Below are 11,550 nucleotides of genomic sequence, written 5' to 3'. Positions count from 1 at the left end.
GATCGGATGATCGAGGATCAGCTGATCTGAAAGTTCGTGGCGTAGCACCCCCCATTGCACAAGAGCCAACTCGAGCCCGGCATTCTCGACCGTGATTGTGTGCACTACGGAATGAGAACGGTCAAAGGTCCCTGTCAGGGTCACTCGCGTTAATGTGGCCGCGTCGCGGCTATGTCCGGTCTGGCCTCGATTGTGATAGGGACGGCCTCCGAAGTGCCAACAGAGGCAGGCAGCCTTTGACCCTAGGCGGACCTGAGGCGGCCGACCAATCATAGGCTATGATCAATTTCAGTACGGTCTGCGGGAGCGGAAAAGGAACAATGCCCAGGCGATCTGATTAGAGATTTACAGCTGAGCGGGGATAGACAAGGAAGTTAGACAAGAAAGTGTTCCTGGAGGAGCGTCCTCATTAGAAAGGGAGCAGCAAATGGATGACGGACGAAAATCATCAAAAAAAGCGGGGGAACGGGCCGCTGAAGGCTTGCGCGAGGCAACTGCCAAGGAAGAAGCGAAAAGCGAGAGCAAGACCGGGCACGATCTAGCTAAGGGGGCTGATCGCTTCGAAGAACGCTCAAGAAGCTCCGATGGAAGAAGCGCAGAAGAAAAACAAAAAGGATAGATGCAAACAGCGCCCGCCACCGCGACATCCTGCGCTGCCGCGCGAACTCGGTCGCTGAGCAAAGCGGAGGCACTCACCAGTTACATTTATAGCTATACGGCCTGGTCCGGGTAGGGCGTGCCGTCCTTGTGCACGAAGCGGCCGTCGGAATTGGCGCGCATCATGTCTATGTCCGAGCATGTCGTGAGATCGGCAGGCGCGCGCGAGCCGACTTCGAGATAGACGGCAACCGCATTTGAGCGGTTGACGATCATGTGGTGTCCGTTGCCGTTTGCCCTCGGGAAGGCGGCGCAGTCGCCCGCGCGCAGCCACCACTTCGACTTCGAGCACGAAGACGAATTCGTCCCCATGCGAATGCCAGTGCCGCTGGCTCGACCAGCTGCCCGGCGGCAGGCGCATCAGGTTGACGCCGAAATCGGAAAGGCCGCCGGCATTGCCGGGCCGCTTGCGGATGCGCTCGGCGCACGGCGCGTCGAAGGCGCTGGATAGCCCGAGCCCTTGCGGGCCGGGACGTTCGCGACGTCGATCTTTGGCATGAACGCGTCCCGAAATTTCGCATCGAACTTAGGTGGGGCAGGTCGGGTCTGCCAGAGGCTGCCGGCCGGGGATTTGCATACCCGCGCGGTCACGCGAGCCGGAGAGTCGAACTCCCATCGCCGCGCTCAGTTGCCGGATCCGGAACACCCGTTCTCTAGCTTCGCAGGCATTCCTCGATCGGCCGTACCGACCGCCTCTCCACGATGCGTATCCGCTGCAATGCCCGGATCGAAACGCCTAGGCAGGCGGGGTCGGCCTGAACCTGACCGCCGCCGATACCGTCATCATTTTCGACCCGTGGTGGAATCCCGCAGTCGAGCAGGCGATCGATCGGGCTTATCGGATCGGGCAGCTCAAGGCCGTTTTCGTTTACAGGCTGATGACCGCCGGAACCATCGAGGAAAAGATGGATGAGCTGAAGGCCAGAAAGCGCGCGCTTGCCGATGGCCTCGTTGATCGCGATGGCGGGATTGCGTCGGCCCTCACGGAGAGCGACGTGAACTCCCTGTTCGACACGTAATCGCGCGCAACGCCGCTGCCCCTGCGGCGTGATTCGATCGAGATGTCCCTGGATGATGACATCATGCCCCTGTTTTGCCCGACGGAGCAACCGTTTCCCGCCAACGCAAGCCAGGGACCTCGTAAGTCATTGATCCCAGACCTGTCGGCTACTGTGCATGGGGTTGTTTTCGAAAGTTTTGCTGGCGGGTCCCAAAAGCGTGCGGCAAAAATGATGTGCCGCTGTCGGCCGGCGCAGTTCCCATTCGTCTTCCACCCAGACAAGTCTGACGGGAGACCAAAGATGCTTCGTTCCCACTATCGCTGGGTGATCGTCGCCGCAGGCGGCCTGCTCGGCTGCGTCGCGATCGGCGGCATGTTTTCGTTGCCGGTGTTCCTGCAGCCGATCGCCAAGGACACCGGCTGGTCGGTGACCGGCATCTCCAGCGCGATGACGATCGGCTTTCTGGCGATGGCCTTCACCAGCATGGCCTGGGGCACGGCGACCGACAGGTTAGGGCCGCTGCCGGTGGTGCTGACCGGATCGACCGTGCTGGCGCTGAGCCTGTTCGCCGCGAGCCATGCGACCTCGCTGATCGTGTTCCAGTTCGTGTTCGGCCTCCTGGTCGGCGCGTCCTGCGCGGCGATCTTCGCGCCAATGATGGCGACCGTCACCGGCTGGTTCGACACCAATCGCAGCCTCGCGGTCTCGCTGGTCTCGGCCGGCATGGGCATGGCGCCGATGACGATGGCGCCGCTGGCGGCCTGGCTGGTCTCCGGCCACGACTGGCGCACCTCGATGCAGATCATCGCGCTGGTGGTCGCCGCCATCATGATCCCGGTCTCGCTCCTGGTGCGCCGTCCGCCGGCGCTCGCACAGGCCGCGGCCGCGCCAATGGCGGAGGGGGCTGCGCGAAACGAGATGTCGGTGGGCGAGGCGCTGCGCTCGCCGCAATTCTTCATTCTGCTCGCCACCAACTTCTTCTGCTGCGCCACCCATTCCGGTCCGATCATCCATACCGTCTCCTACGCCATAAGCTGTGGCATTCCGCTGGTCGCGGCGGTGACGATCTACAGCATCGAGGGGTTTGCCGGCCTCGGCGGGCGCATCGCCTTCGGCCTGATGGGCGACCGGTTCGGCGCCAAGCGCGTGCTGGTCTCGGGCCTGCTGCTGCAGGCGTTCGGCGCGCTGGCCTACGTCTTCGCCCACCAGCTCGCAACCTTCTACGCGGTCGGCGCCATCTTCGGCTTCATCTATGCCGGCACCATGCCGCTCTACGCGGTGCTGGTGCGCGAAAACTTTCCGCTGCGGATGATGGGTACGGTGATCGGCGGCACGGCGATGGCCGGCAGCCTCGGCATGGCGACGGGCCCTCTTGCCGGCGGCCTGATCTACGATGCGTTCTCCAGCTACGCCTGGCTCTACATCGCCTCCTGGGCGATGGGCTTGGGGGCCTTCCTGATGGCGATGACGTTCCGCCCCTTTACGAAGCCGCAAGGCGAGGTGGCGCCCGTGGCCGCATGAACGTGCGAACTGTCCGAGCGCCGGCCAATCCAGCCGGTTCAGGCAGGCCATGTAGGCGTGATAAAGGGCGGCAAGATCGTCTCTGGTCACGTTGAAGCTCCCGAGGCTTCGATGATGACGCAGACCAGGGAAACGGGCTCAGCTCAAAGCCGCTTCTCGAAGAACAGGTCGGGATAGGGATCGTCGTTGAAGCGCGGAATCTCACGCCAGCCTGTGCTGCGGTAGAGCTGGGCGGCCTCGGGCAGCGCGCTGTTGGTGTCGAGCCGCAGCAGGGCGATGCCGAGCTCGCGCGCTGTGGCCTCAGTCGCGTCCATCAGACGCCGTCCGAGCCGCAGCCCGCGCGCGGCAGGGGCGACCCACAGCCGCTTGATCTCGGCATAGCCGCGATCGGTTCCCTTAAGGCCCACGCACCCGATCGGCAGCGTGTCCGACATCGCGACGATGAACGTACCGCGCGGCCGGCGCATGTCCTTGGCGTCAGGGTCACGGGATAAAGAGACGTCAAAGCCTTGCTTGAAGCGGCGACCGAGCTCGGCATAGTACTCGCCGAGGCAATAGCGCGCCTGTTCGCTCCGCGGATCCATCTCGTCCAGCGCGATGCGTTCGCGCGTCAATGCGGAGGCGATCATGTCCATCGCGGCCAGCAGTGCTTCGGCTTGCGAATGCTGCGCGAGGAATCCCTCGGCCTGCGCGTTCGAGAGCGCTTCATAGGCCGCGAACTCGCGCCGGCCCGTGCGCGTCAGCCGTGCCACGCGGCGGCGGGCGTCGTCCGGATGCGCGGCGGTCTCGACCACTCCCTCGTCCTCGAGACTGCGGAGCAGCCGGCTCATCAGCCCGGAGTCAAGCCCGAGATAGTCGCGAATATCGGCGACGTCCGAACGCCCGTGCCCGATCGCATTGAGAACGCGCGCGGCACCAAGCGGGCGCCCGCGTCCCAGGAAAGACGTATCGAGCGCTCCGACGGCGGAGGTGACGGCACGGTTGAAACGGCGGACGCGGGAAACGGGATCAAGCATGGTCTCTGACTTTAGTCAGATATCATGCGCGGGTCAATCTGAGCGACCGGCCTCACTCCGCCAGCGTCAGCAGTGGCTTGTCCTTGGCGACGATATAGGTCGCAAGCTCGCTGGCAGTCTCAGCGCCGACATTCTTCGCCGCATGCACCGTGCCGGCGGGGATGAACAGCACGTCGCCGGCTTTCAGCGTGACCGGCGGCTTGCCCTCGACGTCGTATTCGATGGCGCCCGCCAGCACGTAGATGATCTCTTCGCCCGGATGGGTGTGCCGGCCGAACGCGACGCCCGGGGCGAGGTCGACACGCACCTGCACGGCCTCGCGCCCCGGAGCGCTGAGATCGTGGCGCTGGAGATCGGTGCGCCTGACGCCGGCCTGCGCCGCCGCGGCCGGCAGGGTGAACAGGTTTGCCGCGAGCAGGACCGCGCTCGACAGCACGCGGAGGGTTCGCAGATGAGGACGGCTCATGATCGGCTCCTTGTGGTGCGTACGTTGTCCGCGCCGCGCCGGCCGGCCGATGCCGGCCGGTCCGCGTCGTGCGGTTTCAGATGAGGGTGGTGGTCACCTCGATGTTGCCGTGCACGGCCTTGGAATAGGGGCAGATTTCATGTGCGGCCTCGATCAGCTCCTGCGCGACCGCGCGGTCGACGCCGGGGACGCTGACGTCGAGACGGGCACGCAGGAAAAACGCGCCGCCGGCGTTGTTCAGGTCGATCGCGGTGTCGACCGACGGCTCGCTCGGCAGCTTGACCTTGCGCTGCGCAGCGGCGAGCCCGAGCGCGCCGAGATAGCAGGCCGACCAGGCGGCGGCGAACAGGTTTTCGGCGGCCGGGTGCGGCTGGGCCAGCTTGACGTTCAGGAAGCCGTCGCTGGAGTGCGCAGCGCCGCCGGCGCCCGAGGTGACGTGGGTCTTGCCCGTGAAGAGAACCTTTGCAGCGGAGGTCATGGTCTTGTCCTTCGTATTATGATCGTATCCGATCTAATCGGATGCGTCTGGAAATAGTCCCGCCGAACGTCGCAGTCAAGCTCTTCCGATTTAATCGCATGCGATTTATATGGGTGCGCAGATCACGTATTGCGGAGGTTCCAATGGCTCACCCCCCAACCACCGGCAAAGGCCGGAAACTGTCGAATTTCCTCTGCTTTGCCGTCTATTCAGCCAATCTGGCCTTTGGCCGCGCCTACAAGCCCCTGCTGGACAAGGTCGGGCTCACCTACACCCAGTACATCGCCCTGGTGGCGCTGTCCGACGAGGACGAGCAGACCGTCAGCGCGCTCGGCGAGAGGTTGTTCCTGGAATCCAACACGCTGACGCCGATCCTGAAAAAGCTCGAGCAGATGGGGCTGATCAAGCGCCACCGCGATCCCGCCGACGAGCGGCAGGTGCGCCTGAGCCTGACGCCTGCGGGGCGCAAGCTGATCGAGCAGGATCTCGGCGGGTCGCTGATCGAGGCGACAGGTCTTGGCGACGATTTTCCGGTGGTGCAGAAGACGGTGAGCCGTTTGCGTGACAATCTGCTGCGCGCGACCAAGGACGACTAACGCATCGAGACACACAAATCGGGAGTTACCGCCGCGGCGGGCCCGCCGTCCAGGCCAGACCCCCACATGGAAGGACATCGTGAGCATTGCGAGTGAAGTGGCGGACCGGTTGGTCGCAGCGAGAGGCGGCGGGCGGGCGGTCGCCTGGCGCGACATCCTTCCGCCGGATCGTGCCGGCGCCTACGCCATCCAGCATGCCACGCTTGCCCGGATCGGTCCGGTCGGCGGCTGGAAGGTCGGCGCGTCGGGCCCGGATGCCGAGCCCGTCTGCGCGCCGCTGCCGGCGTCCGGCCTGCTTGCCTCCGGCGCGCGGCTCGGTCCGGAATTCCGCCTGCGCGGTGTCGAAGTGGAGGTCGCGCTCCGGGTCGGGCGCGCGCTCACGGCTGAAGACGTCGCATTGCCCGATCGCGAACTGGCACGTGCCTTCGACGCCGTCTATCCCGCCATCGAGGTGCGCGCCTTCCGAGTTTCGGCGAGGTCGCCGTCGACCTTTGAGAATCTTGGTGCCGGCGGGCAGGCGCAGGCAGCGTGCTTCGAATATCTTGGGTGTCATGCGATCACTATCGAGGCGCAGGCAGAGCCCTTGTGGCAGTATGCGCGTTCCAACCAGGCCAACGCCTGGAACAAGACGCGGGACGAGATCTTTGATCGCCTCCGCGCGCATTTCTCGGAAGCGCAGATCGTCGAGCTAACCTGGCGCATCGCACTCTGCGGTGCCTTCAACCGCTTCAACGACATCCTGCAGCTCGAGGTCGAGCAGGGCGTGCCCCATAGCGAAGCCGCCGAGTAAGGCTGACGCAGGACAGGTCCCGGAGCGAGGCTCGGCGGCCGATGCAATTGTGCGCCTCTTTGTGAGTTGTGCCGGCGCCGTAGACCGCTACCATGCATCTGCTTCCGTGGAAAACGGGAGATCGCACAACGACCGGGAGGCGATATGAGCGGGCAGGACCACAAGGTGAAGGGATCGGACCTGTTTGTCGCGGCGCTGGAGAATGAAGGCGTCGACCGCATTTTTGGCGTGCCTGGCGAAGAGAATCTCGATCTGGTCGAATCGCTGCGCAACTCCAGGATCGAGCTGGTGCTGACCCGCCACGAGCAGGCCGCAGCCTTCATGGCCGCGACGCACGGCCGGCTCACCGGCAAGCCCGGTGTTTGTCTGTCCACGCTCGGCCCCGGTGCGCTCAACCTGTCCACCGGAGCTGCCTATGCGCATCTCGGCGCGATGCCGATGATCCTGATCACCGGGCAGAAGGCGATCATGAGCAGCCGGCAGGCGCGCTTCCAGATCGTGGACGTGGTCGCCACCATGAAGCCGCTGACCAAACTGTCGCGGCAGATCGTCAGTGCCTCCAGCATCCCGACCGTGGTGCGCGACGCTTTTCGCGTGGCGATGGAAGAGCGGCCGGGACCGGTGCATGTCGAGCTGCCAGAGGACATTGCCGGCGACGAGGTGTCCGCCGTCCCCGTCATCCCGATCCATCCAATCGAGATCCCGGTCGCCCATCGTGCCGCGCTCGACCGAGCCGCCGAGATGATTTTGTCCGCGAAGCGCCCGCTGGTGATGATGGGTGCGGCAACGAGCCGGCCGCGCTCGACGCACGGCATCGCGAGCTTCGTGCGGCGCACCGGCATTCCCTTCTTCACCACGCAGATGGGCAAGGGCACCGTGCCCGGCGGCACCAATCTCTACATGGGCACCGCCGCGCTGTCCGAGCGCGACTACGTCCATGATGCCATCGACGCCGCCGACCTGATCGTCGCGATCGGTCACGACCCGATCGAGAAGCCGCCCTTCATCATGGGGCCGTCGGGGCCGAAGGTCATTCACGTCAGCTACACGTCGGCCAGCGTCGAGCAGGTCTATTTCCCAGACGCCGAGGTCGTCGGCGATGTCGGCCCGAGCCTGGAGCTCTTGGCCGACCGTCTCGAAGGCAAGTTGCCGCAGGCCGCGGCGCTCCTGCCGCTCAGGGAGGAAATCCTCAGCCACATCGCCGATCGCGCCACCGAGGCACGCTGGCCGCCGACGCCGCAGCGCATCGTGCACGACATCCGCCAGGTCATTCCAGAGAACGGCATCGTCGCGCTCGACAACGGCATGTACAAGATCTGGTTCGCGCGCAACTACCGCACCCGTGTCGCCAACACGCTGCTGCTCGACAACGCGCTGGCGACCATGGGCGCAGGCCTGCCGTCGGCGATGATGGCCGCGATGCTCTATCCCGATCGCCGCGTGCTCGCAGTCGCCGGCGACGGCGGCTTCATGATGAACAGCCAGGAGATGGAGACCGCGGTCCGTCTGAAGCTCAACCTGGTCGTGCTGGTGCTGGAGGACAACGCCTACGGCATGATCCGCTGGAAGCAGGCGGTCGACCACTTCGCAGATTACGGCATGACCTTCGGCAATCCGGATTTTGCGCTGTACGCAAAATCGTACGGAGCCAAGGGGCATCGCATCGCAAGCATCGACAGCTTCGGCCCGACGCTCGAGGCGGCCTTCAGAGAAGGCGGCGTGCATCTGGTCTCGATCCCGATCGACTATTCGGAGAACGTGCGGGTGCTCGTCGAGGAGCTCCGCGCGCATGAGAAATCGAAGCGTGATTGATGCGGGCCGAGGCTGTCTCCACATCGTCATTGCGAGCGCAGCGAAGCAATCCAGACTGTGTCCGCGCGAAGATTCTGGATTGCTTCGCTGCGCTCGCAATGACGGAGGCCCCGGCGGGACCTGCAGCCAACATGAGCGCCGTACTTGTATTGCGACCACCGATCGCCGAGATTCGTAACATTCACCCAACCAACCACAGGACTATGAAATGACTCGCGTTCGTTGCGTCACCGAGATGGGCATGGGCGTCGACGTCCACGGCAGGGACGCGACCAAGGCGGCCAAGCGGGCGGTGTCCGATGCCATCCGGCATTCCAGCCTCGGCTTCTTCCGCATGATCGGCAAGACGGCGAACGACATGTTCGTCGACGTCACGATCGGCGTGCCCAACCCCGAGGCGGTGGACAAGGAAGCGGTTGCGAAGGAGCTGCCTTACGGCACCGTGACCGTGACTGCGGTCAAGGGCGGGCTGGAGATTCCCTCGGCCACGGAAGTCGCCAACGACCCCATCCTCATCGCCAATGCCGCCGTCATCGTCAGCTTCGACAAGGACTAGTCCGGTGTCCGACAATGATGTGGCGCTGCTGGATCGTCCGATCTGGAGCGCGTTGACGACCAGCCAGAAGCACCTGGCTGAGGGCAGCCCGAAAGCGCTGCGTTATCCCGTGGACATGACGCCCTTTGCCGACATGGCCGACATGTCCGCGGCAAGCTTTGCCGCGCTCGGCGATCTCATGTCGCTCTCGCAGGTCGCCGTGCTGTTCACGCCGGAGCCGGTCGAAATTCCCGCCGGCTTCAAGGTGGTGCTCGCCGACACCGGCGAGCAGATGATCGGCTCGCCCGCTGACAGTCCGCTTCGCGACGTCGAGATTGTCACGCTCGGGGCCGCCGACGTTCCTGCCATGATGGCGCTGGCGGAGTTGACCAAGCCCGGCCCGTTCGCGTTGCGGACCCATGAGCTCGGCACGTTCCTCGGCATCCGCGCCGGCGGCGAGCTGGTCGCGATGACGGGCGAGCGAATGAAGCCGGGAAAGTTCGTCGAGATGACGGCCGTCTGCGTGCATCCGGACTATCGCGGGCGCGGCTATGCGCAGGCACTGCTCGCGGCGGTCGCGCGCCGGATCGAGGCGCGTGGCGAAATTCCGTTCCTGCACGTGTTTTCGAACAATAGGTCTGCGATCGCGCTCTACCGGCGGCAGGGCATGCGGATCCGGCGTCGCCTGCACGTCACCGCGCTGATGAGGCAGGGCTGAGCGTTTTTTCGGCGGGGGCTTCATGTCCGCCGAATTCGCGCTATATCCATCCGAACCAAATTCGGGGGAAACACGTGGACGCCAGAACGACAGATTTTTCCGCCGCACGGACGGCGATGCAGCGCTACGTCGATCAGGAGATCATTCCGGGCGTGTCCTGGGCGGTTCTGCGGGGCCGCCAGGTGGTCGATCAGCAATGCGTCGGCTTTGCCGACCGCGAGGCGAAGACGCCGCTCCGGCCCGACCATATCTTCCGTGCGTTTTCCAATACCAAGATCTTCGTCACCTGCGCGATCATGCTGCTGGTCGAGGAAGGTCGCATCGGGCTCGACGACGCGATCGAGAAATTCCTGCCGCAGCTCGGCAACCGCAAGGTCCTGAAGCAGGGCGCAACAAGCCTTGCCGATGTCGAGCCGGCGAAGGGCCCGATCACGATCCGCCAGCTTCTGACCCACACCTCCGGCCTCAGCTACGGCATCTTCGATCCCGGCACGGTGCTGTTCAAGGGGTACAACGAAGCGCTCGTGCTCAATCCGCTGACGCCGCTCTCCGACATGATCGACCGGCTTGCCGATCTGCCGCTGTCCTATCATCCCGGTACGGGGTGGGAATATTCGGTCGCGACCGACGTGCTCGGACGCATCGTGGAGGTCGTCTCGGGCAAGTCACTCGATGCCTCCCTCAAGGCGCGCATCTTCGATCCCCTCGGCATGAGCGACACCGGCTTCCACGTCCCTGAGGCGCAGCAAGGCAGGCTGGTTGCGCTCTACAATGGCGCCGACGTGCTCGATCCGATGAAGCCGGGCCTCACGCGCGCCGACCATCTGCCATATCCGCAGGCCTATCGGCGGCCGTTCCCGCGCCTATCGGGCGGCGGCGGTCTGGTCTCGACCCTGCCGGATATGCTTGCGCTGGTGCGCGCATTGTTACCCGGGTCGGATGCGCTGCTGGAGCCGGAGACGCTGCGGCAGATGATGACCAACCAGCTGCTTGCGGGGCAGACCATCCGCTTTGCCAATCTCGGCCCGATCCCCGGCAAGGGCTTTGGCCTCGGCGGCGCCGTGACCTTCGCGCCGACGCCGTTCGATCCGCCGAACTCCGTCGGCGAATTCCAGTGGGGCGGGCTTGCCGGCACCCATTGGTGGATCTGCCCAGAGGCCAACACGGCCGGCGTGTTGATGGCCCAGCGCTACATGGGCTTCTGGAATCCGTTCTTCTTCGAATTCAAGCGCCTGGCCTACCAGGCGGCTGGAGGCTGAGGCAGTCCATTCGGGTGACATGCCAACCTATCTCGGCCTCGACGGATTTCGCTTCGGCTGGGTCGCAGCCTGGATCGACGATCACGGCGATCACGGCTTCGATTATTCACCGGGCTTGATGCGCCTGCTTGCGATCCCGCACATACGCACGATGATCGACATGCCGATCGGATTGCCCGTGAGCGGCTATCGCGAATGCGATCTGCGTGCGCGCAAACTTGTCGGGCCCGCCGTGTTTCTCGGCGCGCGCCGGGACCTCTGGATCTTCCCGGACATGCCCGCGGCCAATCGCCATTACTGGGAGCACGAAGGCAAGGGCAGGGGCGTCTCTGCGCAGCTCTGGAACATCAGGGACAAGTTGAGAGAGATCGACGACGTCATGACGCCGGCGCGGCAGGCGGCGATCGGCGAAGCGCATCCGGAGTTGATCTTCTGGAATCTCGCGGGGCGCGTCCAGCTCGCAAGGAAGACGTCGGCGTACGGCCGCGAACAGCGCATCGCGCTGCTGGAGCAACGCGGCTTCACGCGTCTGCCGAAATGGTTGACGTTGCGTCACGGCACGGGCATCGGCCGCGACGATCTGATCGATGCCTGCGCCTGCGCCGTCGCGGCACGCGACAGTACGCAGCGTATCGGTGAGGAGGAGATCGATCCGCGCGGATTGCGGATGGAGATCAATTTTTGAGGCCGATCGGCCCTCC

12 protein-coding genes and 2 pseudogenes are annotated in these 11,550 nt (G+C 64.8%); 10 read left to right on the top strand and 4 right to left on the bottom strand.

The window, feature by feature from the left end; all coding sequences use genetic code 11:
• The first annotated feature begins 427 nt into the window (after positions 1–427).
• The gene (locus tag ACRQ5Q_RS25115) at positions 428–619 is read left to right on the top strand and encodes a hypothetical protein (RefSeq protein WP_439375036.1); all 192 of its coding nucleotides are present in this window, start codon (positions 428–430) and stop codon (positions 617–619) included.
• A gap of 92 nt (positions 620–711) precedes the next feature.
• Here ACRQ5Q_RS25115 and ACRQ5Q_RS25110 read toward each other — a convergent pair.
• Positions 712–1,155: pseudogene (locus ACRQ5Q_RS25110) on the bottom strand (cupin domain-containing protein).
• Between the two features lie 242 nt (positions 1,156–1,397).
• Here ACRQ5Q_RS25110 and ACRQ5Q_RS25105 point away from each other — a divergent pair.
• Together ACRQ5Q_RS25105 and ACRQ5Q_RS25100 are read left to right on the top strand one after the other, a co-directional pair.
• Positions 1,398–1,676, top strand: a pseudogene (locus ACRQ5Q_RS25105) (helicase-related protein); the annotation flags it as partial.
• 282 nt (positions 1,677–1,958) lie between these two features.
• Positions 1,959–3,179 (top strand): MFS transporter, encoded by a 1,221-nt coding sequence (locus tag ACRQ5Q_RS25100; RefSeq protein WP_439375037.1) that lies wholly within the window; start codon positions 1,959–1,961, stop codon positions 3,177–3,179.
• Between the two features lie 143 nt (positions 3,180–3,322).
• Here the strand turns inward: ACRQ5Q_RS25100 and ACRQ5Q_RS25095 are convergent, their stop codons facing one another.
• The 3 genes from ACRQ5Q_RS25095 to ACRQ5Q_RS25085 form a co-directional block, all read right to left on the bottom strand.
• The gene (locus tag ACRQ5Q_RS25095; RefSeq protein WP_439392636.1) at positions 3,323–4,195 is read right to left on the bottom strand and encodes a bifunctional helix-turn-helix transcriptional regulator/GNAT family N-acetyltransferase; all 873 of its coding nucleotides are present in this window, start codon (positions 4,193–4,195) and stop codon (positions 3,323–3,325) included.
• 52 nt (positions 4,196–4,247) lie between these two features.
• Positions 4,248–4,661, bottom strand: coding sequence for a cupin domain-containing protein (locus ACRQ5Q_RS25090; protein ID WP_439392635.1), 414 nt, complete (start codon positions 4,659–4,661; stop codon positions 4,248–4,250).
• 76 nt (positions 4,662–4,737) lie between these two features.
• Positions 4,738–5,139 (bottom strand): Ohr family peroxiredoxin, encoded by a 402-nt coding sequence (locus tag ACRQ5Q_RS25085; RefSeq protein WP_439375040.1) that lies wholly within the window; start codon positions 5,137–5,139, stop codon positions 4,738–4,740.
• 143 nt (positions 5,140–5,282) lie between these two features.
• Between ACRQ5Q_RS25085 and ACRQ5Q_RS25080 the strand changes: the two genes are divergently transcribed.
• The 7 genes from ACRQ5Q_RS25080 (at position 5,283) to ACRQ5Q_RS25050 (ending at position 11,534) form a co-directional block, all read left to right on the top strand.
• Positions 5,283–5,735, top strand: coding sequence for a MarR family winged helix-turn-helix transcriptional regulator (locus tag ACRQ5Q_RS25080; protein WP_439375041.1), 453 nt, complete (start codon positions 5,283–5,285; stop codon positions 5,733–5,735).
• Positions 5,736–5,814: 79 nt separating this feature from the next.
• Positions 5,815–6,525, top strand: a complete 711-nt coding sequence (locus tag ACRQ5Q_RS25075) for a hypothetical protein (RefSeq protein WP_439392634.1) — start codon at positions 5,815–5,817, stop codon at positions 6,523–6,525.
• A gap of 144 nt (positions 6,526–6,669) precedes the next feature.
• Positions 6,670–8,337, top strand: coding sequence for an acetolactate synthase large subunit (locus ACRQ5Q_RS25070; RefSeq protein ID WP_439375043.1), 1,668 nt, complete (start codon positions 6,670–6,672; stop codon positions 8,335–8,337).
• A gap of 208 nt (positions 8,338–8,545) precedes the next feature.
• On the top strand, positions 8,546–8,893 hold the full coding sequence (locus ACRQ5Q_RS25065; protein WP_018646107.1) for a Lin0512 family protein: 348 nt from the start codon (positions 8,546–8,548) through the stop codon (positions 8,891–8,893).
• Positions 8,894–8,897: 4 nt separating this feature from the next.
• Positions 8,898–9,590 carry a GNAT family N-acetyltransferase gene (locus ACRQ5Q_RS25060; RefSeq protein WP_439392633.1) on the top strand — a complete coding sequence of 231 codons (693 nt, stop codon included), beginning with the start codon at positions 8,898–8,900 and terminating at the stop codon, positions 9,588–9,590.
• A gap of 74 nt (positions 9,591–9,664) precedes the next feature.
• Positions 9,665–10,849, top strand: a complete 1,185-nt coding sequence (locus tag ACRQ5Q_RS25055) for a serine hydrolase domain-containing protein (protein ID WP_439392632.1) — start codon at positions 9,665–9,667, stop codon at positions 10,847–10,849.
• Between the two features lie 19 nt (positions 10,850–10,868).
• The gene (locus tag ACRQ5Q_RS25050) at positions 10,869–11,534 is read left to right on the top strand and encodes a DUF429 domain-containing protein (protein WP_439392631.1); all 666 of its coding nucleotides are present in this window, start codon (positions 10,869–10,871) and stop codon (positions 11,532–11,534) included.
• Positions 11,535–11,550 lie beyond the last annotated feature (16 nt).

Source organism: Bradyrhizobium sp. PMVTL-01, assembly GCF_051861855.1.
Lineage (GTDB): Bacteria > Pseudomonadota > Alphaproteobacteria > Rhizobiales > Xanthobacteraceae > Bradyrhizobium.
Note: the sequence above shows the minus strand (reverse complement) of the source record. Positions and strands in the feature narration are given on the sequence as shown.